Genomic DNA, 25,869 nt, shown 5'->3' with positions numbered 1-25,869 from the left:
AATGTCCGTATTAGAGCTTATGTCTTGACATTACTTCCGTGTCATGGGTCATTTCTTAAGGGAAATGGGTAAACATTATTGTAACTTTTAATGCTGCCATGAGGAGGGTTGTCCGCATGAGGAATCAACCATTTGATATACAAGTAAGTTTTACATGCCAAGAATGTGAACAGAAGATCGCTGTAGATTTAGGCGGAGAGCCTTTATCCGTTGTCTGCTGCAGCCAATGCAACAAAACCTTCACCGTTATGCGGCCAGCCATTGCCGAGGAGATATTGATTGATTGGGAGAATGAGGCACTTATCCAAAAGATTCGGGCCGAAAAGAGCCAAAGCGACAGCAGCAGCCTGTTGTCACTGGTTATTAAAGTGATAGAGCTGCTAACCTGGCGGGATAAGGGCAATGGACAGGTGGAGGCAATTAGGGAAATGCGTAAATGGCTTATTGATCATGAAGAAGTTCCGCCACTCGCCGAATTGATTCAGCTGGATGCAAACCAGCGTTCCAACAAACGGGAATGGCGTAAATAAAAATAAGTTCAGCATAATTGAGAAATCAGAATGTACAGAGTTTCCGTGAAAGTTGGGTGTGCACAAATGTCTAAAGTATTTTTTACCTCAGACCACCATTTTGGGCATAAGCTGATTATTGATTTTGAATCACGTCCCTTCAGTGGTGTGGAGGAGATGAACCGGACGATGATCGAGAACTGGAATTCCGTGGTGGGCGAAGGGGATACGGTATTTCACCTTGGGGATTTTTCATTTATGAACCTGGAAGCGACGACGGGGATAGTGTCTTCACTGAACGGCTACAAGATTCTGATTCTCGGCAATCATGACCGCGGACGAAGCCGCAAATGGTGGCTGGAGGCGGGCTTCAACGAGGTTAGTGAATACCCGATGATCTACAAGGATTTCTTCTTTCTTTCACATGAACCGATGTATATGAACAAACATATGCCTTACGTGAATGTGCATGGTCATATTCATGGACAGAAATATGAAGGAAACAATCATTTTAATATTTGTGTGGAGCATTGGGGCTACAAACCGCTCTCTTTTGAGCAAATTAGGGATGCTGTGGTGGTAAGTGAAGAGGGTTAATTTATCACCTTTTTAAATGCCCTTTCACATTTGTGCAAATAAGCTGAAGTGGTGATCTCCCGTTCAGCTATTGCGCATGTCTGCAGATCATTTGTATACTGGTTATAATAAAATCTCGGAAAATGAGGAAGCACCCTTTTTCTTGAAACGACAACGCTTATTTTCGGCGTACTTCAGGAGAAGAGGTGTTTTTTTATGTATGGAAAAATGCACAGCGCCTGCCTGTATGGGATTGAGGGTGTGATGATCGGTGTTGAAATTGATCTGGCCAACGGTTTACCACAGACGAATATCATTGGATTGCCTGATTCTGCTATTCGTGAAGCTGTGGAAAGAGTGCGTGCGGCGGTCAAAAATTGCGGTTATCGTTACCCTCAGCAGCGTGTTACGGTCAATTTAGCCCCGGCTGATCTGCGTAAGGAAGGTTCGGCATTCGATCTGGCTATTGCCCTGGGCATTCTGACGACAAGCGGCCAACTGGTGATGCCTGAGGCAGAAAAGCTGCTGCTGATCGGCGAACTGGCGCTCGACGGCAGCCTGCGCCCTGTGACAGGTGTGCTGCCGATGGTAGAAGCAGCGCGGCGCGGCGGATTTCGTGCTGTATTGGTGCCATTGGGCAATGCTGCTGAGGCCGCTTTAATCAGCGGGATCACAGTGTATGCGATAGAGCATTTGCGGCAGCTGCCGCAGCCTGAACAGGAATCGGTAATGAACCTGGCGGACACCGCAAAGAGAAGCGGGGTAGAGCAGCAAATAGTAAGTGTGAATACAATGGGTGTTGATGAATCGAGCGGCTCAGTCGAAACTAAATCTTGTCTGCCAATAGGATTGGCTGCTGCTGAAGCTGTAGCTGTGACAAAGGAGACTGTCCTGCAAAATCCGCTGCCGTTTCCGGTTTCCGTCAGCAGCGGTCTTGCCAACAGCGAGCGTCCACCGGTCATGGCGCTTACGCTGGATCATTTGAAATATATACCGGCAGTGATGTATGAAGGATCTGTCTTAACTGCAGACAACGGTATGCTGGAGGATTACAGTGATGTTCTAGGGCAAAATCATGTGAAGCGGGCTTTAACCATTGCGGCGGCGGGGATGCACAATATTATCCTGATGGGGCCACCGGGAACGGGGAAAACGATGCTCATCAAACGTCTTCCTAGTATTCTACCGCCGCTGAATGACAGTGAATCCCTGGAGGTGACCAAAATTTTCAGCGCGGCGGGCAAGCTTAAGGATGCCCACAGCGGGTTGCTGCGGGGGCGCCCGTTCCGTTCGCCCCATCATACCATCTCTGCGGCAGGGCTTATTGGCGGTGGAGGGATTCCCAAGCCGGGTGAGGTCAGCTTAGCCCATCGAGGTATTCTCTTTCTGGATGAGCTGCCGGAATTCTCGCGCAATGTACTAGAGGTTCTGAGGCAGCCCCTGGAGGACAGGGTAGTGACGATCAGCCGTGCCCGCGCTGCATTTACCTTTCCCGCCCAATTTTTGCTGGCCTGCTCTATGAATCCTTGCCATTGCGGGTATTTGGGAAGCGGAGGGTTGCAGCAGAGATGCACCTGCAGTCCTGCGAGGATTGCACAATACCGCTCTAAGATTTCCGGACCGCTGCTGGACCGGATTGATATGCAGGTGGATGTTCCCCGTCCGAAGGATTGGGGTGGTGAGGGGCCTTCATTATCTTCGGCAGAGATACGCGCAGAGGTTCTGAAAGCCCAGGCTATTCAGACAGAGCGATATAAGGCTCTGCCGATATCCTGGAACAGTGAACTATCCGGTGCGGCACTGCGCCGTTATGCCGGTTTGGGCAGGGAAGGCACATTGATGCTGCATACCATTCTGGAAAGTCTCGGCTTAAGCATGCGGGCCCATGACCGGATTATTAAGCTGGCCCGGACGATTGCCGATCTGGAAGGATCCGTAGACATTGTCTCTGCACATCTGGCGGAGGCGGTGCAGTACCGTAATCTGGACAGGCAGCTCATGACAGAGGACTAGCGATTTATAGTATATAGTCTATTACGAATGATGATATATATTAACGGCAAACAAGCCGCCCATAGCCAATGGACGGCTTGTTCTGTTCTCATTCCGAGAATGATTGGAAAGACGCAGATTCTTTACAGTACGTTTATTTCCACTTCAATGTTGCCGCGGGTAGCGCGGGAGTATGGGCAGGCGCCGTGGGCGGCTTCTACAAGCTGGGTTGCAGTTTCATGGTCAACGCCTTTAACCAGAACATCAAGCTTCACAGCGATGCCGAAACCCCCGTCTTCAACTTTGCCGAAGCTTACAGTAGCGGTAACTTCGCTGCCTTCAATCTTCACTTTGCCCATCCGGGCCACCATGTTCAACGCGCTGTCAAAACAAGCGGAATATCCGGCAGCGAACAGCTGCTCAGGATTTGTGCCTTCGCCACCGGCGCCGCCCATTTCGCGGGGAGTGCTGATCGTAAGAGCCAGCTTAGGGTTCTCCGACTCAATAGTTCCGTTTCTTCCGCCTACTGCTTTAACTGTAGTTTCATACATTTTTTGTTGAATAGTCATCATTATTATCCGCTCCCGTTCATTTGATAAAGTATTGTACACAACTTAATTTAACACAATTAAAATAATAGTCAATCTATTTTTCGCTATTAACATGATATTACGGATGAATTGTGATAAAATAATGTGATAAAGGCAGGTGAAGAAGAAATGCAAAAGACAACGACAACTCCTGAGCTAATGCTTGATAATCAACTTTGTTTTACCATCTATGCTTGCTCGCGCGAATTTACGAAGCTGTACCAGCCTCACCTGGACAAGATCGGTTTAACGTACTCCCAGTATCTAGTAATGATCGTGCTTTGGGAAAGACAGCAGTGTACGGTTAAAGAGCTGGGCGAAGCCCTCTTTTTGGACTCCGGTACCTTAACGCCGCTATTGAAACGGCTGCAGGCAGCAGGTTTGATTCTGCGTGAACGTTCCTTGCAGGATGAGCGGAAGGTTCTGATTTCCCTGACAGAAAAGGGCTGGGCACTGCAGGGTGAAGCGGCATGCATTCCGGGGAAAATGGCGGAAGGAACGATGCTGTCGGCAGATGAATTTGTTGCTCTGCTGGGCCAGTTTAAAGACCTTCTGGCTCGTGTACACGAAGCTAACATTAATGCCTCTAAATAGCTCTTGAAAGCTGTGTCAATATAATCGTTCGCATTCCGGCATGAAATCAAGCGAAAATGTGTGTGCAAATAGTGAAAGTTTTTGAGGAAAGCGCTTTTAAAACATGTTACAATATTCTGGGTTTCCTTTTCTGACATATAGCTAAATATAGATGAAAATCTGTATTTCAAAGCTTGTGTCACTGGCAGAAGCCACGCCGTTTCTATTAGATGCGGTTAGGTTTTCTGCTTGTGCCGGAATATGTAGCAATAAACCGGTCTGGACCCGGCTTTGGACAATCAAAACGGAAAGCGGAATGGCTGCAGGCTGCCTGTTTAAGCCACCGCAACACTTTAGGAGGCTTCCGGTATGAATATCCACGAGTATCAGGGAAAAGAAGTACTTAAGAAGTACGGCGTAGCCGTACCGAACGGAAAAGTAGCTTATACAGTGGAGGAAGCAGTAGAAGCTGCAGTATCGCTGGGTACACCGGTAGTGGTGGTAAAAGCGCAGATTCATGCAGGCGGACGCGGAAAAGCCGGCGGTGTGAAGGTAGCGAAGTCGCTTGACGAAGTCCGGTCTTATGCCGGAGAGATTCTTGGCAAGACACTGGTGACCCATCAAACCGGTCCTGAAGGCAAGGTTGTAAAGCGGCTGCTGATTGAAGAAGGCTGCCAGATTGTGAAAGAATATTACATTGGAATCGTTGTGGACCGTGGCTCCGGCCGGGTGGTCATGATGGCTTCTGAAGAAGGCGGAACGGAAATTGAGGAGGTAGCGGCCACTCATCCGGAAAAGATTTTTAAGGAAATCATTGATCCTGCAGTAGGCTTGCAGACTTTCCAGGCCCGTAAACTGGCGTACAGCATTGCTATTCCGACAGAACTGGTGAATAAGGCTGTCAAGTTCATGCAAGCGCTATATTTGGCTTTTGTGGATAAGGATTGCTCCATTGCGGAGATTAATCCGCTGGTCGTTACAGCTGACGGGAATGTAATGGCTCTGGATGCCAAGCTTAATTTTGACTCTAACGCATTGTTTCGGCATAAGGATATTCTGGAGCTGCGGGACTTAGATGAAGAGGACGAGAAGGAAATTGAAGCCTCGAAATACGATCTCAGCTATATTGCCCTTGACGGCAACATCGGCTGTATGGTCAACGGCGCGGGACTTGCGATGGCTACAATGGATATCATTAAATATTACGGCGGCGAACCGGCCAATTTCCTGGATGTAGGGGGCGGTGCGACGACCGAGAAGGTTACCGAAGCTTTTAAAATCATTTTGTCCGATGATAAAGTCAACGGCATTTTCGTCAATATATTTGGTGGAATTATGCGCTGCGATGTTATCGCCACGGGTGTCGTGGAAGCGGCCCGGCAGCTTGGTCTGACCAAACCGCTCGTCGTGCGTCTTGAAGGAACCAATGTGGCACTGGGCAAGCAGATTCTTGCCGGTTCCGGACTGAATATCGTTGCTGCCGACTCCATGGCGGACGGTGCCCGGAAAATTGTTGCTCTTGTGTAATCGCGGCTGGGCCTTTGAGCGCCAGTGCTCGTATTCGACAAACTAAGTAGGGATGTGACCTAAAACATGAGCATTCTTGTAGATAAAAATACGAAAGTCATCACGCAGGGCATAACAGGTTCGACGGGCTTGTTCCATACCAAGGGAGCGCTGGATTACGGTACGCAAATGGTAGGCGGGGTTACCCCGGGCAAAGGCGGCACGACGGTGAACATCACGCTGGAGAACGGTAGTGAGGTCAGCCTTCCTGTATTTGATACGGTGATAGCGGCCAAAGCAGCGACCGGGGCAACTGCGAGTGTAATCTATGTGCCACCGGCGTTTGCTGCCGATTCCATTATGGAAGCAGTGGATGCAGGGCTGGAACTGGTTATTTGCATTACAGAAGGCATACCGGTGCTGGATATGGTGAAAGTATCGCGTTACATGGAAGGTCGTTCTACGGTTTTGATTGGTCCGAACTGTCCGGGTGTGATTACACCGGGAGAGTGTAAAATCGGCATTATGCCGGGTTACATCCATACTCCGGGGTACGTAGGGGTTGTCTCACGCAGCGGAACTTTGACCTATGAGGCGGTGCATCAGCTAACTGAGCGCGGCATCGGCCAGTCTTCGGCAGTAGGGATAGGCGGAGATCCGGTTAAGGGATCGGAGTTTATTGATATTCTCAAGCTTTTTAATGAGGATCCGGGAACCAAGGCGGTCATTATGATCGGAGAAATCGGCGGTACGGCGGAGGAAGAAGCTGCTGTATGGATCAAGGAAAATATGACCAAACCGGTAGTTGGTTTCATCGGCGGGGTTACCGCACCTCCCGGCAAACGGATGGGCCATGCAGGTGCGATTATTTCCGGAGGAAAAGGGACGGCAAGCGAAAAAATTGCCGTGCTGGAATCCTGCGGTATTAAGGTGGCTCCAACTCCGGCAGAAATGGGCTCTACGCTTGTAAGCGTGCTGGAAGAGCGCGGCATTCTGAGCGCCTTTACCGGAAGCTAAGTTTCTACTATTATATTTATCAGCATACGTATGTTCTTTAGCAGGGCATCGTGTATAATATGTTCAAAGGTAAGCAACCTTTTGTTCCTGTTCATGGGGATAAAAGGTTGCTTTTTTTGCGTTCAAATCTGCTGCCGTATAGACGTTTAAGGAACTGTAACTTGCATTTCTGACACAGGTATCACAAAATAGGGAAGGCTGACCTTCCTCACGAGGGAGAATGTGCATATGGATTCGCGATATTTGTTGTTTGGATTAAATGAAGTGGAAGGCATCGGCTGGAAGAGTATCGACAAAATTCGTCGAGCGGGTATGTTGACGGATTTGGCTTTTACCTGTGGTGCCGGTGATTGGGAACGTGTCGGAATCAGCGGGAAAATGTCGCAGCGTCTCGAAGCTGTATATACTTCCGAGTGGATTCACCGTCGTCACATTCTAATGAAAGAAAGCGGAGTAGAAATGGTAACTCTGCTCGACGATGAGTATCCCGGGCTTCTGAAAGAGACACCGCAGCCGCCGTGGGTGCTCTACTATCGAGGCAGCCTCGCCCTGGCCTCCCGCCCGGCGATTGCCATGGTTGGTACCCGTGTGCCTACGGCATATGGCCGTAAGATAGGGGAGACGCTCTCAGAGCAGCTGAGCGGGGCAGGCCTTACTGTGGTCAGCGGACTGGCCCGGGGGATCGACAGTGTATGCCATGAAGCGGCCCTTCGTGGATGCGGGAGTACGATTGCGGTGGTCGCGACAGGACTGGATAAGGTCTATCCCTCAGAGAACCGGGAACTGGAACATCAAATCGCACAGGATGGACTTGTAATCAGCGAATATCCAATAGGCACTAAAAGCCACCCAGGCTTGTTTCCACAGCGCAACCGGATTATTGCCGGCCTTGCCCTTGGGACGGTGGTCGTAGAGGCGGACAGCCGCAGTGGCTCGCTAATTACTGCCGATGCCGCCCTGGAGGCCGGTAGAGATGTTTTTGCCGTGCCGGGTCCAGTGACTTCACCCAAAAGCAGGGGGGCGAACGACCTGATCAAACAAGGGGCAAAATTAGTGACCGGCGCTCACGACATCGTGGAAGAATACATATCCTATCTGCCTGTAAAGTCGGTGGAACAGAGAGAGAAAGAGCTCTTTAACCTGGAAAACGGAGACAAGTCGGCAGAAAAGAAATTGACAAGTGAGGAGTCTCACCTATACCATATACTGCATCAAGGCCCATTTACGTTGGATGAGCTGTTGGGTAGAACGAGATGGGATTTTGGACATTTGCATTCAGTTCTGTTATCTTTAATCATAAAAAAAGCGGTAACACAATTACCGGGTGCAATTTATAAGGTAATTTAATATAGAAGAGATTGTGTTAAGCGTATGCTTTCGGATTCAGATATGCCCGAAGCAGTTCCAGGAAGCTTATGCTTACAAAACTTTTAGGAGGAACAACCTATGGCGGATGCATTAGTTATCGTCGAATCGCCTGCAAAAGCGAAGACCATCGGCAAATATTTAGGCAGTAAATATATCGTAAAGGCCTCAATGGGACATATCAGAGATTTGCCAAAGAGCCAGATTGGCGTGGAAGTAGAGAATGATTTCAGTCCCAAATATATCACGATCCGCGGTAAGGGGTCCATATTGAAGGAACTCAAGGACGCCAGCAAAAAAGTGAAAAAAGTCTATCTGGCGGCTGACCCGGACCGTGAAGGTGAAGCCATTGCCTGGCATCTGGCGCATGCGCTGGATTTGGATAATACCGAGGAGTGCCGTGTTGTTTTTAATGAAATCACCAAACAAGCAGTTAAGGATGCTTTTAAGACACCCCGCAAAATCAACATGGATCTTGTGAACGCACAGCAGGCCCGGCGGATTCTTGACCGCCTTGTCGGTTACAAGATTAGCCCACTATTATGGAAGAAAGTCAAAAAAGGCTTGTCGGCCGGACGGGTTCAATCGGTTGCAGTCAAGATCATTATGGACCGGGAGAATGAAATTTCCGCTTTCGTCCCAACTGAATATTGGAGCATCACCGCAAAGCTCGGCATTCGTGACTCCAGTTTTGAAGCGAAGTTTCATAAGCTGAACGGAGTGAAAAAAGAGCTGGGCCAGGAAAGCGATGTTCTGGAAGTTCTGGAAGCTATCAAGAACGCCGCTTTCAAAGTAAATGAAGTGAAAGAGAAGGAGAGGCAGCGCCATCCTTCTGCACCGTTTACGACAAGTTCATTGCAGCAGGAAGCTGCACGTAAACTGGGCTTTCGTGCGGCCAAGACGATGTCCGTGGCACAGCAGCTCTATGAAGGTGTGGAGCTGGGCAAAGAAGGCACCGTCGGTTTAATTACCTACATGCGTACTGACTCCACCCGGCTGTCCACAACGGCACAGGATGAAGCCAAGGAACTGATTGGGGCAAAATACGGCGAGAAGTTTGTGCCGGAGTCGCCTCGCCAGTATTCCAAAAAAGCCGCAGGTTCGCAGGACGCGCATGAAGCGATCCGCCCTACTTCAGCATTCCGCGAGCCGGAGACCGTTAAAGAATATATGAGCCGCGATCAATTCCGCTTGTATAAGCTGATCTGGGAGCGTTTTGTATCCAGTCAAATGGCTTCTGCGCTCTTAGATACGCTCTCCGTGGATATCGCCGCAGGCGATGCTGTCTTCAGAGCCGTAGGCTCAAAGGTTTCTTTCCCGGGCTTTATGAAGGTTTATGTAGAAGGTAATGATGATGGAACAACAGATGAAGAGAAGTTTCTGCCTCCGCTCAAAGCCGGAGATGATCTGACTAAACAGGACATTGAACCCAAACAGCATTTCACTCAGCCTCCACCGCGTTATACAGAAGCACGTCTTGTTAAGACGCTGGAAGAGTTGGGTATTGGGCGTCCAAGTACCTATGCACCAACGCTGGAAACGATCCAGAAGCGTGGTTATGTGGCTATTGAAGAGAAGAAATTTATGCCTACTGAACTTGGTGAGCTGATTATAGAGCAGATGGAGGAGTTTTTCCCCGAAATTCTCGATGTGGAATTTACAGCACATATGGAGGGGGATCTTGACCATGTAGAAGAAGGCGCGGAGGATTGGGTGAAGGTACTTGCCGAATTTTACGAGTCTTTCGAGAAGCGGCTAATCTTCGCGGAAGAAGAAATGAAAGAGATCGAGATTGAAGATGAGGTCTCCGACGAGCTCTGCGAGAAATGCGGCAAGCCGATGGTTTACAAGCTGGGACGTTTCGGGAAATTTCTGGCATGCTCAGGATTTCCGGATTGCCGCAATACCAAGCCGATTGTGAAGGATATCGGAGTAAACTGTCCGAAATGTCATGAAGGCAAGGTTGTTGAGCGGCGCAGCAAAAAGGGACGCGTCTTCTACGGCTGCGATCAGTATCCAGGCTGTGATTTTGTTTCCTGGGATAGACCTTCCATTAAACCATGCCCTGTATGCAACTCCTGGATGGTTGAGAAGCGCAACAAACAAGGGACCAAGCTGCAATGCACCTCGTGCGATCATACAGAGGCTGTATTGGACAACGAAGAATTAGCAGAATAATAGTCGCTACAGGAGGAAAGGAAATTGACAGAAACAGCTAAAGTAACAGTAATAGGCGCCGGTCTTGCCGGCAGTGAGGCCGCATGGCAGATCGCTTCGAGCGGAGTGCCGGTCAGACTATATGAAATGAGACCTGTTGTAAAGACGCCTGCGCATCACACGGATCAGTTCGCTGAACTGGTATGCAGCAACTCCCTGCGTGCAAATGGTCTTGGTAATGCCGTTGGTGTATTAAAGGAAGAAATGCGGCGGTTGAATTCGCTGGTCCTGGGTGCTGCAGACCGTCATGCGGTTCCTGCCGGCGGCGCGCTTGCCGTAGACCGGGACGGATTTTCGGGTGAAATTACTTCGACGCTGCACAATCATCCTTTGGTGGAAGTCATAAATGAAGAACTTACGCATATACCGGAGGAAGGGATTGTCGTTATCGCGACCGGTCCGCTGACTTCTCCGGCTTTGTCTGCTGAGATTAAAGCGCTGCTCGGTGAAGAGTATTTCTACTTCTATGACGCTGCAGCGCCGATTGTGGAGAAAGACACCATCGACATGAGCAAGGTGTATTTGGCCTCCCGTTATGACAAAGGGGAAGCGGCCTATCTTAACTGTCCGATGACGGAAGAGGAATTTGATGTTTTTTATGATGCGCTGATCTCGGCCGAGACCGCAGCACTTAAAGATTTTGAGAAAGAGATTTATTTTGAAGGCTGTATGCCGATTGAAATAATGATGAAGCGCGGCAAGCAAACGGCGTTGTTCGGTCCAATGAAGCCGGTAGGACTCATGAATCCCCACACTGGAAAATTGCCTCATGCAGTAGTGCAGCTGCGTCAGGATAATGCTGCAGGTACACTGTACAACCTGGTTGGATTCCAGACCCATCTTAAATGGGGGGAGCAGAAACGCGTTTTCTCGCTGATCCCGGGTCTTGAGAATGCGGAATATGTCCGTTATGGCGTAATGCACCGCAATACTTTTATTAATTCTCCCAAACTGCTGCATCCGACTTATCAGATGAAAGGCAAAGAAAGATTGTTTTTTGCCGGACAGATGACGGGTGTCGAAGGTTACGTGGAATCAGCTGCTTCCGGAATGATCGCCGGAATTAACGCGGCCAGAGCTGCGCTTGGCGAGGAGGGCTTGATCTTCCCGGAGGACAGTGTGCTGGGCAGCATGCCTGCTTACATCACTTCCGCGGATCCAGAACATTTCCAGCCAATGAATGCCAACTTCGGCCTGCTTCCTAAGCTTGAGAAGAAAATCCGCAGCAAGAAGGAAAAAAATGAATTTCTGGCTCACCGTGCACTGGACAGTATTGCCGATTTCGCTGCCCGCACAGGACTTCCCTACACAGAACCGGAGATCACAGAACCAAACCCGTCATAAACTAGGGTGTGTTAAGCCGTTCTTTTGCAATGGCATCCCACAAAACTTAAGGTATATGCTTTCGAAGCCAGTTTTGTTCGAAGAGATTCAAGGTGCGAAGCTCACAAAACTTTTAGGAGGTTGCAAAATCATGTTACCCAGCTTTCATGCGACTACAATTTGTGCGGTTAGACATAATGGCCATGCGGCAATAGCCGGCGATGGTCAGGTTACTTTTGGAGAAAGTGTCATCATGAAGACGACGGCTAAAAAAGTCCGCCGCCTGTACAGAGGACAAGTAATCGCTGGCTTTGCGGGTTCCGTGGCCGATGCGATTACTTTATTCGAGAAGTTTGAAGGCAAGCTGGAGGAGCATCACGGCAATCTGCAGCGGGCAGCTGTGGAGCTGGCCAAGGATTGGCGCCAGGACCGCATCCTGCGCAAGCTGGAAGCCTTAATGATTGTGATGGATAAAGAGGGAATGCTGCTGATCTCCGGCAATGGTGAAATCATTGAACCGGATGATGATGTCTTGGCCATTGGCTCCGGAGGCAACTTTGCACTGGCGTCAGGACGTGCGCTGAAACGCCATGCTCCGAATTTAGAAGCTGCCGAAATCGCCAGGGAAGCACTGCAAATCGCTTCCGAGATTTGTGTATATACCAATTCCAATATTATTGTTGAACAATTATAGGCACGGCGCCGCAGAAAGAGGGAGGAAGTCATAATGGGTAATCAATCGCTTACACCGCGTCAAATCGTAGCAGAGCTCGATAAATATATCGTTGGCCAGAAGCAGGCAAAAAAATCGGTGGCAGTTGCACTGCGTAACCGTTACCGCCGCAGTTTGCTTGCTGAAGAGCTGCGGGATGAAGTTGTTCCAAAAAACATTCTGATGATCGGTCCAACTGGGGTAGGGAAGACTGAGATCGCCCGCCGGCTTGCCAAGCTTGTAAATGCCCCGTTCATCAAAGTAGAGGCTACGAAGTTTACCGAGGTTGGTTATGTGGGGCGCGATGTGGAATCCATGGTCCGTGATTTGGTGGAGACCTCCATCCGTATGGTTAAACTTGAACGGACAGAGAAGGTGAAAGACCGGGCTGAGGAATTGGCAAATGAACGGATCGTCTCGATCCTTGTTCCGTCTACTTCCAAGAACAAGTCACAGCGGAATCCCTTCGAAATGATTTTCGGCGGCAATAACACAAGCTCCGAAGATACAAAGGAAGAGCCCGAGGATGGTTCGCTCAGCGAACGCCGGCGAGGTGTCAAATTCAAACTGCTGGCAGGGCAGCTGGAAGACGACATCATTGAAATCGACGTGGAGGATACCGCCCCTACGATGCTGGACATGTTTGCCGGACAAGGCAATGACCAGATGGGAATGAACATGCAGGAAATGTTCGGCAGTCTACTGCCCAAGCGGACCAAAAAACGCAAGCTGCCGATCAAAGAAGCACGCAAAGTGCTGATTCAGGATGAAGCGGCCAAGCTGATTGACATGGACGACGTCATTCAGGAATCCGTGTCCCGTGCCGAGCAGTCCGGTATTATTTTTATCGATGAAATCGATAAAGTTGCCAGCCAGGGCAAAGGCTCTGGACCGGATGTTTCCCGTGAAGGGGTGCAGCGTGATATATTGCCTATCGTCGAAGGATCTACGGTGATGACTAAATACGGACCTGTGAAGACGGATTATGTTCTGTTTATGGCAGCGGGAGCCTTTCATATTGCGAAGCCTTCCGACCTTATCCCTGAGCTTCAGGGGCGATTCCCGATCCGTGTGGAGCTGAGCAGTCTAACACTGGAGGATTTCGTCTCCATATTGACTGAACCGGAGAATGCGCTGACGAAACAATATGTTAATTTGCTCAAGACAGAAAATATTGAAATTCAGTTCCAGCCGGAAGCGATCCAGGAAATTGCCAAAATTGCAGCCTCTGTGAACCAGAACATGGAAAATATAGGTGCGCGTCGTTTGCATACCATTCTCGAGAAACTGCTGGAAGACCTATCTTTTGAAGCTCCTGAATTGACTCTCGAAACAATGGTAATCACTCCGGAATATGTTCGTGAAAAACTGTCAGAAATCGCACAAGACCGCGATTTAAGTCAGTATATCCTCTAATCCGACAGCCTCCAAAATTACTTCAAATTAGGTATATGGAAGTAGTGACATGACAAAAGTCGCTGGAAATCAACCTTTTTATGTCACTATATGCTAAATAAAGTTAGATATTGGAACGAAAAAGGTAAATAATTGAAAAACCATGCTTTAAGCCCTCTCTTTTCAGAAAAGATAGGGCTTATTTCTTATTGTAATAATATACAATTTCTAAGAGAATCAATGTATATGAGATTGACATTTTAAATCTTCATCGACAGCTTTCGACCTGCATCACATAAAAAAGTTAAAAATTTAGCTTTATTTGTCGAAAGTAGCAGGATTTCGGAAGAAGTTGTGGAATTCTTTTCATTATGATAGCTTTGGAAGGGGGGGATTTGCATGGGTTTGCTAAACAATGTCAGTTTTCAAAGACTACAGGCAGGCATTGATGCCGCCAATAAACGACAAAGTGTTTTGGCCAACAATGTGGCAAATAACGACACACCGAATTTCAAACGCTCCGACGTTTCTTTTGAAAGTTTGCTTAGGCAACAGGAAAGTGGACTGAAGTCAACGCTTAACGCGAAGATATCGGATTCCCGCCATTTCCAATTCGGATCGGCTACAGCCATTCCGTCTGCAGTAGTCACTACAGACCACACCACCTCGATGAACAACAATGATAATAATGTGGATATGGATCGCGAGATGGCGTTAAGCGCCGAGAATCAGCTTCGGTACAACTCTTATGTACATCTGATAAACAGTGACATCACTAAAATGCGCACAGCAGTTGAGGGGAGGTAGCAAATAGTGAATTTTGGTAGCAGTTTTGGAATAAGCGCTTCAGCTTTAACCGCTCAGCGGCTGCGGATGGATGTAATATCCTCCAACATTGCCAATGCTGAAACAACCAGAGCCTCTGTAGTGGACGGCAAAGCCGTACCTTACCGGAGAAAGCTGGTGGTGCTGGAGACAGCCGAGAACAAAAGCTTTTCCAACATATTGAATGCTAAGATGAATGGTGAAAGCGAAGGGGTTAAGGTACAGTCGATTATTGATGATGCCTCACCTATGAAGCCGGTATACAACCCCAGCCATCCTGATGCGGATGCCGAAGGTTATGTGTATATGCCTAACGTAGATGTCACGAAGGAAATGGTGGATATGCTTTCTTCCTACCGTTCCTATGAAGCTAATGTTACGATGCTGAACGCATCCAAGGCTATGGTAAGCAAAGCGCTTGAAATTGGACGGTAATTTTGAAATGACATCTTAGGAGGAAAACAGTTGATACAGAATTTAACTATCGGAGCCCAAGCTGTTCAACCGCTTGCTATGAAGCCAGTAGCTGCTGAGTCAGAAGTGGTTAGCGGTTCCAAACAAAGCTTTGGTTCTTATCTGCAGGATGCACTTAATCAAGTGGCAGAGCAAGAGCAATATTCCAAGGATATGAATAATAAATTCGTATTGGGAGAAGTCAACATTGATGAGGCTTTGATTTCTTCCCAGCAGGCATTGCTGAGTTTGCAGCTGACGACACAAGTCCGGAACAAAGTGATCGAAGCCTATCAGGAAATTATGAGAACTCAAATCTAAATAATCCTTAGCTTAGTTTCGGATGGGGTGACACTGTGAATGAACGATTGGCCCAGTACCGGGAGAAAATCACCCAGTATTGGAACAGATTTAGCGCTAAACAGAAGATTTTATTTTTTTCTACATTGTTTATCATTATTTTAATAATCGTAGTTTTGACCATGAGGCTTTCGAAAACGGAATATGAAGTGGCATTTCGAGATCTGGACAGCACAGACTCCGCTGGAGTCATGACTTACCTGGATACAAAAGGAATTTCATACCGTTTAAGTCCGGATGGACACAGCATATCCGTACCAAGCACAGAAGCCGCTCGCATTAAAGTGGATATTGGCTCGCAGGGAATCGTGCAGGGAGGTTCCATCGGGTATAAAGTGTTTGACGAATCTTCGTCGATGATCGGTACGACGGACAGTGAGTTTGATGTTAAATACAACAATGCTTTAAATGGTGAAGTGGAACAGCTGATGAGACGGATGCAGGGAATCAAGGATGCTAAGGTACTGATTAATTTGCCCAAAGAGACGGTCTTTGCCGCTCAAGAGGGTCAGGAGCAGGCTTCGGCTTCCGTTGTACTTTCCTTTGATCCAGGATTTAGACCATCACAGGACAATATTGACGGTTATTTCAACCTTGTAAAGACTGCTGTGCCGAATTTGCCGATTGACAACATCACGATTGCAAATAACGAGATCGAGTTGATGCCGACAGCTAAAGGCGGACAGGCAGGGGTTACCAACCAAGTTGAAGAAAACTTTGCTCTTCAAAAGAAATTTGAAGAAGAAGTTAAGAAAAATGTGAAACAGTTCCTAACTACGCTCACAGGACCGGATAAAGTTGATGTCCTTGTCTTCTCTAAGTTGAATTTTGACAAAGAGAACCGGAAAGAAGATCTTGTTACTCCGGTAGATACAGAGAATATGAAAGGGATTGAAATCAGTTCGCAGATTATCAGCAATTCCTATTCGGGGCAAGGAAATACTACCGGAGGCGTTGCGGGTACGGGCTCAGAAGATGTCTCAGGTTATCCATCTGGAACTAATACAGGCACTTCTACATCTGAAGAATCATCAGAGACCCGAAACTACGAAGTGAACCGGATCACCAAGGATATTATCGCTAGCCCGTATACTGTAAAAGATTTAACCATAAATGTTGCGGTTGAACCACCTACAGGACAAAATATTTTAGATGATAATACTTCAGCAGCAATTAAGAATATTCTGACCAATATTGTAAGAGCTACTCTAGCAGATTCAGGAGTCACTTATACAGACGCAGATTTGACCAAAAAAGTTTCGGTATACTCGCAACAATTTGGAGATACAGCTGCTGATACAGGGTCGGGCGGACTTGCTACGTGGATGATTTGGGCCATTGCTGCGGCAGCATTGCTGGTCGGCGCAGGCGGGGGATACTTAATTTACCGCAGCCGCAAGAAGACAGAAGAAGAAGAAGTGGAAGAAGACATTCCGCTGCAGGTTCCTACCGAGTTTCCTTCTATTAACTTGGAGAGCGTGACGAATGAAAGTCAGGTTCGCAAGCAGTTGGAAAGTCTGGCAAAGAAAAAGCCGGATGAATTCGTAAACTTGTTGCGTACATGGCTTGCAGACGAACAGAGGTGAACTAATGGCAAAAGCTAGCCAGCAGGGTCTCAGCGGCCGTCAAAAAGCGGCGATCCTGCTTATCACACTAGGCCCTGAGGTATCGGCACAAATATTCAAACATCTAAGAGACGAGGAAATTGAGCAACTGACTCTGGAGATAGCCAATGTCCGTAAGGTGGATAGCGGCGAGAAAGAGTCGATCATGTCCGAGTTTCACCAAATATGCCTCGCTCAGGAATATATCTCTCAAGGCGGTATTAACTACGCCAAGGAGATTCTGGAGAAAGCGCTTGGTTCAACCAAGGCTATGGAGGTCATTAACCGCCTGACGGCAACGCTGCAAGTCAGACCTTTTGATTTTGCACGCAAAGCTGATCCGCATCAAATATTAAACTTTATCCAGAATGAAAATGTACAAACTATTGCCCTTGTATTATCTTATCTGCAGTTTGAGCAGGCAGCTTCCATTCTTTCTTCGTTGCCACAAGAGAAGCAGGCTGAAGTTGCGAGAAGAATCGCGATTATGGATAGTACTTCACCAGAGGTCGTTACGCAAATCGAACGCGTGCTAGAGCAGAAGCTTTCTGCAACAGTAACGCAGGATTATACGAATGCAGGCGGTATCGAATCTATCGTACAGATCCTGAACGGTGTTGACCGGGGGACGGAACGAACGATTCTGGATTCCCTGGAAATACAGGATCCGGAGCTGGCCGAAGAGATCAAAAAACGGATGTTCGTATTCGAGGATATTGTCAATGTCGACAACCGTTCCATCCAGCGCATTATCAAAGATATCGAGAATGCGGATTTACAGCTTGCACTCAAAGTGGCCAGCGAAGAAGTACGCGATGTTATTTTCCGCAACATGTCCAAACGGATGGCCGAAAGCTTCCGCGAGGAAATGGAATATATGGGTCCAGTGCGGTTGCGTGATGTTGAGGAAGCACAGACCCGCATTGTAGGCACGATCCGCAGACTCGAAGAGTCAGGTGAAATTATCATCGCCCGTGGTGGAGGAGATGACATCATTGTCTAAGCTGATTAAACATTCTCAATATGTTCCCGTAGATGTGCTTAAGCGGCTGGAACAAGCCAGGCAGCATGCAGGGCTTGTAGAAGAACCGGCTCATGAAGAAACAGCAGCAGCAGGAGAGGTTCAATATCAGGACCCGGCCCGTGAAGAGGCAGAGCAAGCACGCAAGCAAATGCTGAAGGACGCCCAGGAGTTCGCTGAAGGACAGGTCCGGAACGCATCGCAGGAAGCTGAGAATATTGTGGAATCGGCACGGAATGAAGCTGAGGAATGGTGGCGGCAGCGCAGGGAGCAGGATGAGCATCTTATAGAAGCTATCAAGGCGGATGCGTTTCAGCAAGGGTATCAGGAAGGCGTCACACAGGCTGAACAGGATATGGTGCAAAAGCTTGCGGAGATGATGGAGGAAGCACGTAATGTTCTTCAAGAAGCATATCGCGGGAGAGACGTCATTATTCAGGAAGCTGAACCTTTCCTGGTGGAGCTTAGCTGCAGTATCGCCGAGAAAATTGTGGACAAGCAGCTGACGGTTGAACCGCAGTTCGCACTGGATCTGATCCGCAAGAATCTGGCCCGCAAACGTGAGCAGGGACTTATCTCCCTCTGCGTTTCACCTGCGCAGTTCGCTTTCGTCAATGCGGCCAGGGAAGAATTGGCGCTGGCGGTGGATTCGCAGGCCGAACTGCAAATCCTGCCTGATTCCACAGTTAAGGATCTTGGGTGTGTGATCCGCTCTTCCTTCGGCAGCATTGATGCACGAATCGACACTCAGCTTGCAGAAATCAAGAAAGAGCTGGTTCGAATCGCATTGGACACCGAGGAGCACAGAAATGGGGAAGGCGATGCTTGACAGTGGGCGATATAAAGAACAGCTGCGTAATTTCGATCCTGTAAGAATTAACGGGAAGGTTACCCAGGTGATCGGGCTGATGGTTGAGTCAGAAGGGCCGGATGCCAGCATCGGTGATGTCTGCTACATCTATCCTTCAAAAGGCAATAAGCCGCTGCAGGCTGAGGTTGTTGGCTTCCGCGATAATAAAGTGCTGCTGATGCCTCTTGGAGAATTGCAGGCGATAGGCCCCGGCTGTGATGTTGTAGGTACAGGCAAACCGCTGAGCGTTCAGGTTGGTTCCGAACTGCTTGGCAAGGTGCTGGATGGATTGGGCCAGCCGCTTGACGGCTCACTGATTCCGGCCCGGATGCCGCATAGCTCAACCTTCAATATTCCATCCAATCCGCTGAACCGTCCCCGGGTGCATGAGCCCATCAGTATTGGCGTCCGGGCGATCGACGGTCTGCTTACGATCGGTAAAGGTCAGCGGGTAGGGATTTTTGCAGGGTCCGGCGTCGGTAAGAGTACTCTAATGGGCATGATCGCCCGCAATACTTCGGCGGACGTGAATGTGATTGCCCTTATCGGTGAGCGGGGCAGGGAAGTGCTGGATTTCATTGAACGTGATTTAGGGCCTGAAGGTCTGCAGCGCTCAGTAGTTATTGTTGCCACATCCGACCAGCCGGCACTCATACGGATCAAAGGTGCGCTGATCGCCACAACGATTGCTGAATATTTCCGCGACCGGGGACTGAATGTGATGCTGATGATGGATTCGGTAACACGTTACGCCATGGCACAGCGCGAAGTAGGGCTGGCGGTAGGCGAACCTCCTGCAATGAGAGGTTACACCCCTTCCGTATTTGCCAGTCTGCCCAAGCTGCTGGAACGGGCGGGAACAGGGCCAACGGGTTCCATTACCGCTTTTTACACAGTGCTGGTTGACGGTGACGATATGAATGAACCCATTGCCGATGCTGTGCGGGGTATACTCGACGGACATATTGTGCTAAACCGGAATATCGCCAATAAAGGTCACTTTCCTGCAATTGATGTACTGGCCAGCATCAGTCGTGTAATGAAGGATATTGCTCCCGAGGAGCAAATTGACGCGGCCGAGAATGTAAAACGACTTATGGCGGTATATAAGGATTCAGAAGACTTGATCAATATCGGTGCCTATCAGAGAGGCTCCAATGCCCAGATTGATGAGTCGATGCATTATATCGACAGCATCTGGGATTTCACGAAACAGAAAGTTAACGAAAAAGTGACGCTGGCCGAGGTTCAACAATCATTAATTTCACAGTTCTCGAGGAGTTGATCAGCAGTGAGGTTCCATTATACTTTTCAAAAAGTTGTGGACTTGAAAGGCAACGAAAAAACACAGGCAGAGTGGATGCTTTCAAGTGCGCTCGGAGAATTGCAAGCCCAGGAAAAAAGTCTTGATGAATTAATCTCTCAGCGCAGCACACTGATGCTGTCCCTGCAAAGTGCAGCCGAACAAAAGACACCGATGGCCAAGATTCGAGAGATGCAGGATTACATGGATTATCTGGATACCTGTATCGCCCGCAAGCATTTGGATATCCGCCGGGCTCATGTAGAGGTGCAGCATAAGCAGGATCATCTTAGCACTAAGGTCCTTGACGAGAAGGTCTGGCTGAAAGCCAAAGACAAGGCTCAAACTATATTTCAGCAGAATATGATTTTACGGGAACAAAACGAACTGGATGAGATGGCTACCGTCCGCTTCGCGATGAAATCCCTCTAACCCGGGAGGTTTCCGCTAGTGGCTAACAATGATATGGAATTTGAAAATGAAGAGTCAGCAGGTAAATTCGAGCGGTTTTTGTTCTTAATGATTCCGATCATATTCACTCTCGTACTGCTTGGTGTGTTGTTGACTCTATTTAATATGGATATCCGCAACAACGTGCTGGCAATCGGAAACAAGATCCCTTTTATCGAAAAGGTGATTCCTGATCCTCCTGCCGAACCGGGGAGCGAGACTGCTACTGATCCTGAAGCGCAAAGCGAAGAGCAGGAGGCAAGTTCGGAAACAACGATCAAAAAACTTAAGGCTCAGGTTGCTGAGCAGGCCAAACAGCTGCAGCAGGTGACCGAAGAAAAAACGACTCAGGAAACACAGGTTCAGGCGCTCCAAAAGCAGATTGACGGTATGAAGGAAGAAGCTGCAGCTGCGGAGGTTGCTCCTGAGGAGACGGAAGATCCGTATGAAGTGAAGGTCGCTGAATTAGCCAAGCTGTATGCGGGAATGAAAGCCTCCAAGGCAGCTCCGATTATGGAGAATTTAACTACTGAAGAAATGGTTCAAGTTTTCAGCGCCATGAGTAAAGCCAGCAAAACAGCGATTCTGGAAAAAATGGATCCTAAAAAGGCTGCAGATGTCTCGATTAAGCTAAAAGAAACGACGGATTCTACCGATATGGCTATTGCAGCCCTTCAATCGAGGTTGAAGCAGAATGAGGCTAGTGTGGCTAAAACAACTTCAAGCGCTAATCTCAATAAGGACAAGCTCAGCCAGACATTCACGTCCATGCCTGCGACAGAAGCGGCAACCTTGCTTGGTTCCATGTACAGTATTAGCCCTGATAAGGTGATTACGATATTGAATACGGTGAGCGACAGTGTAAGATCCTCGATCTTAGGCGAGATGACGAAGAAAAATAGCGCTCAAACTGCCAAAATTGTAAATCGGCTGATGGGTGGTAAATAACACTTGAAAGGAGGTGAAAAATAATGAGTTTAGTCGTTCCATCACTTTCTGGCGGTAACCTGACAACATCGGCAGGAACTTCTTCTGCTGCAACCGGAGCAGTTTCAGCTCTTGGTGGAGCAGCTGCTGCAAACGGAACAACAACGGCAATGCCTTTTGCCCAGACTCTAGTTCAGAGTATGACTGGAGGAACTGCAAAGGAAACAGAGACGCCTTTACTGGGCAATCTGGCTTCATTGCTTCAGGGTTTGCTGAATAGCGCAAGCTCAACGGGGGAAGAAGCTGGTCAATCGCTGGGCGGTAAGGATGCAGAAAGTTCCGAGAGTTCTAAGCAGCTGGAAGGGCTTTTGCAGGATATTGAGAAGCTGGATGACAACATCAGCGCTGACCCTGCTTTGCTCGCTGCCCTGCAAGGCTGGCTGATTCAGGTATCGGCACTGCTGTCCGGCAGTAACAACCCTGCTGAGACTGGTGCAGCAAACATGGACATCGACCCTGCATCGGGCTTATCTCCGCTTGCCCAGAATTCAGAGACTGTGCGTTTTGTTGTTCAGGATGACCTTACTAGTCTAGTGAATCTGATTCAGCAGTCGTCCGTTACCGGGAATGAAAAAAATGCGGCCGAGGGTATTGAGCTGTTGAACGAGTTCACGGTCATTATGTCCCAAGCTGCCGTTTCTGAGAGTAAACTTAAGTCAAAACCAGTTATCCATGCGGAGGCATCAGCCGTAGAAAATAACGTTATTGCTAAAGAGTTAACTCGGGCAGAAACTTCTATACCGGACAATAAAGCCAAAACGGTAGAGGCAACAATCCTTAGCAATACTCCTGCTGTGACTTTGAAACAACAGGCAATGGCTGAGAATAACAGGCCTGTAAATCATTTTGAAGCTAAGGCACCTGTACAAACTGCCGGCATTGCTGCCGCCACAACTGCCGCTAACGTTGAGAGCGCAGATCCGCTTACGCCTGTAACAAATACAGGTGCTGCTGAGGCAGAGGTGATCATAACACCGGCCTCCAAGACTGGAGCGGAGGTTAAACCAGCCGGAATCTTAGAAGAAGCTTTGCCCGAGATCAATGGGACTGCAGATGAGAACAATGTCGTGACTGCAGGACAATTGTCGCTTAGAGGCGGTATTACAGCGCCGTTGAAGGCAACGACAGTCCAAGTGCCCGTTCATCAATTTGCTCAAGAAATGGACAAAATGATCACGGGGAAACTTGAAATTCTAAAAAAAGGTGGGGTAGCTGAAGCTACAATTACGCTTTTTCCGGAAAATTTGGGACAAGTAGATGTTAAGATTACGATGCAAAACGGCAATTTGATTGCCCAGTTCTTGACTGAGCATTCCGGAGCCAAAGATATGCTTGAGCAGCAGATGAGTCAATTGCGCAGCGCATTGCAATCTCAAGGACTTCAGGTCGAGAAATTGGAAGTTTCGCAGAATTCAGCGCTTCTTTCCCAGTTCAACGGGCAGCAGGGACGTCAATCGGCTTCCGGAGGGCAACAGCAGGATGGTCGCTCCAAGGAACGTCGTGAGGAAATTGCTGATGCGGTGCTTGCCGCAGAGCTTAATGGGGAATGGAAGGATTGGGTAGCAAACGGCCAGGAGGATATCCGTAACGAAGGCGGAGGCTTCTCAGCCAAAGCTTAATATTTTGAAAAAAGTGAGGTGAAATGAAATGGAATCAACGACTCCGATAACTACCAAAGATCAATGGAATTATGTAGTTCCTGACAGCAGCAAGAAAACAACAGGCAGCTCCGTCCTGGGCAAGGATCAGTTCTTGAAAATCCTCATGACTCAATTGCAGAATCAGGATCCCACGCAGCCTATGGAGGATAAAGAATTTATCGCCCAGATGGCTCAATTCTCATCGGTAGAGCAACTTATGAATATTTCGACCCAAATGACGGCTATGAGTCAGTCGCTTGGTTCGGTCTCCGGATTGATCGGCAAGGATATAACCTGGACTGATACGGAAACCAAACTTCCAAAGACAGGCAATGTGGAATCCATCGTTGTCAATAAGGGTGTGCAATATGCAGTTGTAGGGACTGAGCGAATTGCTTTAACCGACATTACACAAATCCAGAATGCAGCATCTAAAGTAGAAACTGTGAGCGACAAGACTCAAGACGACGCCGGGGAGAGCGGGGGGACAATATGAGCGAAAGGTTGACAATAGGACAACTGTATCCCTCAAGTGTACATCCGCAGGCTCTACAGCGACAGCAGGCAGCAAAGAATACGGTCAAAACAGAAGCTTCATTTGAAAGTGTGCTTCAGCGGAATTTACTGAAATTCAGCAATCATGCCGCGAAACGACTGGAGCAACGGGGGATTGAACTTGGAACCCGTCAATTGGATGAGATCTCTTCGGCAGTGGATAAAGCTGCAGCCAAGGGCAGCAAAGAATCCTTGATATTAATGAAGGATATGGCTCTAATCGTCAGTGTGCCTAATCGTACTGTAGTCACGGCTATGGATGGAAGCTCTATGAAGGACAATGTGTTCACACAAATTGATAGTGCAGTTATTATCTCGTAAACCGGCCGGTCCTATCGGGAGAGCCGGAGTAGACGCCGACCGACTGACGTGTCTACAGCTCAATTATGAATTACATTATAAATTATGGGTCAGTTGACTCTATAATCCGGGAGGATATTAATCATGTTAAGATCTATGTATTCAGGTGTTTCAGGTATGCGCGGATTTCAAACCAAGCTGGATGTCATCGGCAATAACATCGCCAATGTGAACACAGTCGGTTTCAAATCGGGCCGCGTAATGTTCAAGGACATCATGAGCCAAACCGTATCAGGCGTTACTGCTCCGGTTGAAGGCGGTCAGGGCGGGGTCAATGCGCAGCAGATTGGCCTTGGAGTAAGCATCGGTTCCGTAGACACCATGCATCTGGCGGGCAGTGCCATGACTACCAACAACCCTACCGACCTGCGGATTGACGGAGACGGCTTCTTCGTGGTTAGACTTTCGGATGATCAGGAGACCCCTTTTCTGACCCGTGCCGGTGATTTCCATATGGATGCAGCCCGCAACCTGATCACTTCCGATGGATTGCATGTTCTGAATTCCGATGGCGAGGCTATTCAACTTGCAGCGGAAGTAACGGCGTTCTCAATCTCCAGCGACGGCACCATCGTACAGACGATGGCTGACGGAACAACTGAGCCGGGCGTTAGAATCGGTATGGCTAAAGTAAGCAATCCGCAAGGTTTGGAGAAAATCGGCGGCAATCTGTACCGCATGACACTGAATGCGAATGCCGACGGTGAGCTTGTGATAACGACTCCGAATGATGCGGAAGCAGGTACAGGGAAAATCGTCTCCGGTCAGCTGGAAATGTCCAATGTTGATCTGACGGGTGAGTTTACTGAAATGATCGTAACCCAGCGCGGCTTTCAGGCGAACTCACGGATTATTACAACTTCTGATGAAGTCCTTCAGGAAGTTGTTAACCTCAAGCGTTAATTTTTAAACCATAATCATAAACTTGCTGTATTGTGAAGTCTTGGGGGAGGAACTCCTCCCCCTATTTTTGTTAGGAGGCCTGTTATGATTTCGGTAACAAGATTGAATGGAACGCCAATGTTTTTAAATGCTTTGCTGGTAGAAATGGTAGAGGAAGGCCCGGATACTTACATTACACTGGTAACCGGAAAAAGACTGATCGTGCTTGAAAAAGCCGACGAGGTCATACGTAAGATCCGAGATTATAACAGGGACATAGGCACATATGCTGCCACCATTAAAGTCCAGTCTATGGAGGAGCTCTCATGAAAAAGATGATGCCGTGGCTCATTACAATTTTACTTGCGGTAACACTCATCGTAGTAGCTGCATTTTTACTAATGGATAAGATCTTCCCAAGCGATGCGAATGATGTGAAAGCAGCAGTTCAAAATGTGGAAACCAACAGAATGAGTGCTGATCAAATCGTCGAACTGACGGCGCAAATCACCGATATCAAAACTAATCTTGCCGATCCCGATTACATCCTTTCAGTAGACATCGCGTTCCAATTGGATACAGCGAAGTCCAAGGAAGAATTCGAAAAGATAAAAGCTATTAAGATCACGCCGCTAATTATTAAGGCGATTGCCGATACCAAACCAGAGGATCTGAATGGTGCTAGCGGCAAAGATCAAATCAGCAGCAAGCTGGTGAATATAATCAACAAGAATTTGACTGAAGGGTCTATAACCCAAATCGAATTCACTAAATTCATTATGGCTTCTATTTAGCTGCTGGCGG

At 48.3% G+C, this 25,869-nt stretch carries 27 protein-coding genes; 26 read left to right on the top strand and 1 reads right to left on the bottom strand.

Annotation, left to right across the window (positions count from 1 at the left end):
- Positions 1-116: 116 nt before the first annotated feature.
- From H70357_RS20810 to H70357_RS20800, 3 genes are all read left to right on the top strand, one after another.
- Positions 117-530 (top strand): hypothetical protein, encoded by a 414-nt coding sequence (locus H70357_RS20810; RefSeq protein WP_038593581.1) that lies wholly within the window; start codon positions 117-119, stop codon positions 528-530.
- A gap of 66 nt (positions 531-596) precedes the next feature.
- Entirely contained in the window at positions 597-1,106 is a 510-nt protein-coding gene (locus H70357_RS20805; RefSeq protein WP_038593578.1) for a metallophosphoesterase, read from the top strand.
- 195 nt (positions 1,107-1,301) lie between these two features.
- Entirely contained in the window at positions 1,302-3,098 is a 1,797-nt protein-coding gene (locus H70357_RS20800; RefSeq protein WP_038593574.1) for a YifB family Mg chelatase-like AAA ATPase, read from the top strand.
- A gap of 122 nt (positions 3,099-3,220) precedes the next feature.
- Here H70357_RS20800 and H70357_RS20795 read toward each other — a convergent pair whose 3' ends face one another.
- Positions 3,221-3,649: an organic hydroperoxide resistance protein gene (locus H70357_RS20795; protein ID WP_038593571.1), complete on the bottom strand. Its 429-nt coding sequence runs from the start codon at positions 3,647-3,649 to the stop codon at positions 3,221-3,223.
- 147 nt (positions 3,650-3,796) lie between these two features.
- On the opposite strand from H70357_RS20795, the gene H70357_RS20790 reads away from it, so the two are divergent.
- The 23 genes from H70357_RS20790 (at position 3,797) to H70357_RS20680 (ending at position 25,859) form a co-directional block, all read left to right on the top strand.
- Positions 3,797-4,261 (top strand): MarR family winged helix-turn-helix transcriptional regulator, encoded by a 465-nt coding sequence (locus H70357_RS20790; protein ID WP_038593568.1) that lies wholly within the window; start codon positions 3,797-3,799, stop codon positions 4,259-4,261.
- Between the two features lie 348 nt (positions 4,262-4,609).
- Positions 4,610-5,767 (top strand): ADP-forming succinate--CoA ligase subunit beta, encoded by a 1,158-nt coding sequence (sucC, locus tag H70357_RS20785; RefSeq protein ID WP_038593563.1) that lies wholly within the window; start codon positions 4,610-4,612, stop codon positions 5,765-5,767.
- Positions 5,768-5,833: 66 nt separating this feature from the next.
- On the top strand, positions 5,834-6,763 hold the full coding sequence (sucD, locus tag H70357_RS20780) for a succinate--CoA ligase subunit alpha (protein ID WP_038593560.1): 930 nt from the start codon (positions 5,834-5,836) through the stop codon (positions 6,761-6,763).
- Between the two features lie 228 nt (positions 6,764-6,991).
- The gene (dprA, locus tag H70357_RS20775) at positions 6,992-8,110 is read left to right on the top strand and encodes a DNA-processing protein DprA (protein WP_038593558.1); all 1,119 of its coding nucleotides are present in this window, start codon (positions 6,992-6,994) and stop codon (positions 8,108-8,110) included.
- Between the two features lie 99 nt (positions 8,111-8,209).
- A complete protein-coding gene (topA, locus tag H70357_RS20770) occupies positions 8,210-10,306 on the top strand; it encodes a type I DNA topoisomerase (protein ID WP_038593555.1) in 2,097 nt (698 codons plus the stop codon).
- Positions 10,307-10,330: 24 nt separating this feature from the next.
- On the top strand, positions 10,331-11,689 hold the full coding sequence (gene trmFO, locus H70357_RS20765) for an FADH(2)-oxidizing methylenetetrahydrofolate--tRNA-(uracil(54)-C(5))-methyltransferase TrmFO (protein ID WP_038593553.1): 1,359 nt from the start codon (positions 10,331-10,333) through the stop codon (positions 11,687-11,689).
- A gap of 130 nt (positions 11,690-11,819) precedes the next feature.
- Positions 11,820-12,362, top strand: coding sequence for an ATP-dependent protease subunit HslV (gene hslV / locus H70357_RS20760; RefSeq protein ID WP_038593549.1), 543 nt, complete (start codon positions 11,820-11,822; stop codon positions 12,360-12,362).
- Between the two features lie 33 nt (positions 12,363-12,395).
- The gene (gene hslU, locus H70357_RS20755; RefSeq protein ID WP_038593546.1) at positions 12,396-13,796 is read left to right on the top strand and encodes an ATP-dependent protease ATPase subunit HslU; all 1,401 of its coding nucleotides are present in this window, start codon (positions 12,396-12,398) and stop codon (positions 13,794-13,796) included.
- Positions 13,797-14,174: 378 nt separating this feature from the next.
- On the top strand, positions 14,175-14,582 hold the full coding sequence (gene flgB, locus H70357_RS20750; RefSeq protein ID WP_038593543.1) for a flagellar basal body rod protein FlgB: 408 nt from the start codon (positions 14,175-14,177) through the stop codon (positions 14,580-14,582).
- A gap of 6 nt (positions 14,583-14,588) precedes the next feature.
- On the top strand, positions 14,589-15,035 hold the full coding sequence (gene flgC / locus H70357_RS20745; protein WP_038593540.1) for a flagellar basal body rod protein FlgC: 447 nt from the start codon (positions 14,589-14,591) through the stop codon (positions 15,033-15,035).
- Positions 15,036-15,065: 30 nt separating this feature from the next.
- Positions 15,066-15,374: a flagellar hook-basal body complex protein FliE gene (gene fliE / locus H70357_RS20740; protein ID WP_038593537.1), complete on the top strand. Its 309-nt coding sequence runs from the start codon at positions 15,066-15,068 to the stop codon at positions 15,372-15,374.
- 35 nt (positions 15,375-15,409) lie between these two features.
- Positions 15,410-16,999 (top strand): flagellar basal-body MS-ring/collar protein FliF, encoded by a 1,590-nt coding sequence (gene fliF / locus H70357_RS20735; protein ID WP_038593534.1) that lies wholly within the window; start codon positions 15,410-15,412, stop codon positions 16,997-16,999.
- A 4-nt stretch (positions 17,000-17,003) separates the two neighbouring features.
- Entirely contained in the window at positions 17,004-18,020 is a 1,017-nt protein-coding gene (gene fliG / locus H70357_RS20730; RefSeq protein ID WP_038593531.1) for a flagellar motor switch protein FliG, read from the top strand.
- Positions 18,013-18,867 carry a FliH/SctL family protein gene (locus H70357_RS20725; protein ID WP_038593528.1) on the top strand — a complete coding sequence of 285 codons (855 nt, stop codon included), beginning with the start codon at positions 18,013-18,015 and terminating at the stop codon, positions 18,865-18,867. Before fliG ends, H70357_RS20725 begins: the two co-directional genes overlap by 8 nt.
- On the top strand, positions 18,860-20,173 hold the full coding sequence (gene fliI / locus H70357_RS20720; RefSeq protein WP_038600094.1) for a flagellar protein export ATPase FliI: 1,314 nt from the start codon (positions 18,860-18,862) through the stop codon (positions 20,171-20,173). The genes H70357_RS20725 and fliI overlap by 8 nt, the downstream gene beginning before the upstream one ends.
- 6 nt (positions 20,174-20,179) lie before the next feature.
- A complete protein-coding gene (fliJ, locus tag H70357_RS20715; protein ID WP_038593525.1) occupies positions 20,180-20,623 on the top strand; it encodes a flagellar export protein FliJ in 444 nt (147 codons plus the stop codon).
- Between the two features lie 18 nt (positions 20,624-20,641).
- Positions 20,642-21,589 carry a MotE family protein gene (locus H70357_RS20710; RefSeq protein WP_052092157.1) on the top strand — a complete coding sequence of 316 codons (948 nt, stop codon included), beginning with the start codon at positions 20,642-20,644 and terminating at the stop codon, positions 21,587-21,589.
- Positions 21,590-21,612: 23 nt separating this feature from the next.
- Positions 21,613-23,247 carry a flagellar hook-length control protein FliK gene (locus H70357_RS20705; protein ID WP_038593521.1) on the top strand — a complete coding sequence of 545 codons (1,635 nt, stop codon included), beginning with the start codon at positions 21,613-21,615 and terminating at the stop codon, positions 23,245-23,247.
- Between the two features lie 28 nt (positions 23,248-23,275).
- Positions 23,276-23,764, top strand: coding sequence for a flagellar hook assembly protein FlgD (gene flgD, locus H70357_RS20700; protein WP_038593518.1), 489 nt, complete (start codon positions 23,276-23,278; stop codon positions 23,762-23,764).
- Positions 23,761-24,144 carry a TIGR02530 family flagellar biosynthesis protein gene (locus H70357_RS20695; protein ID WP_038593513.1) on the top strand — a complete coding sequence of 128 codons (384 nt, stop codon included), beginning with the start codon at positions 23,761-23,763 and terminating at the stop codon, positions 24,142-24,144. Before flgD ends, H70357_RS20695 begins: the two co-directional genes overlap by 4 nt.
- Positions 24,145-24,267: 123 nt before the next feature.
- The gene (flgG, locus tag H70357_RS20690; RefSeq protein WP_038593510.1) at positions 24,268-25,086 is read left to right on the top strand and encodes a flagellar basal body rod protein FlgG; all 819 of its coding nucleotides are present in this window, start codon (positions 24,268-24,270) and stop codon (positions 25,084-25,086) included.
- Between the two features lie 84 nt (positions 25,087-25,170).
- Complete coding sequence (locus tag H70357_RS20685; RefSeq protein WP_038593507.1) at positions 25,171-25,395, top strand: flagellar FlbD family protein; 225 nt, start codon at positions 25,171-25,173, stop codon at positions 25,393-25,395.
- Positions 25,392-25,859 (top strand): flagellar basal body-associated FliL family protein, encoded by a 468-nt coding sequence (locus H70357_RS20680; RefSeq protein ID WP_038593503.1) that lies wholly within the window; start codon positions 25,392-25,394, stop codon positions 25,857-25,859. Before H70357_RS20685 ends, H70357_RS20680 begins: the two co-directional genes overlap by 4 nt.
- The last annotated feature ends 10 nt before the right edge of the window (positions 25,860-25,869 follow it).

The sequence above is a fragment of the Paenibacillus sp. FSL H7-0357 genome (assembly GCF_000758525.1).
GTDB lineage: Bacteria > Bacillota > Bacilli > Paenibacillales > Paenibacillaceae > Paenibacillus_AQ.
Note: the sequence above shows the minus strand (reverse complement) of the source record. Positions and strands in the feature narration are given on the sequence as shown.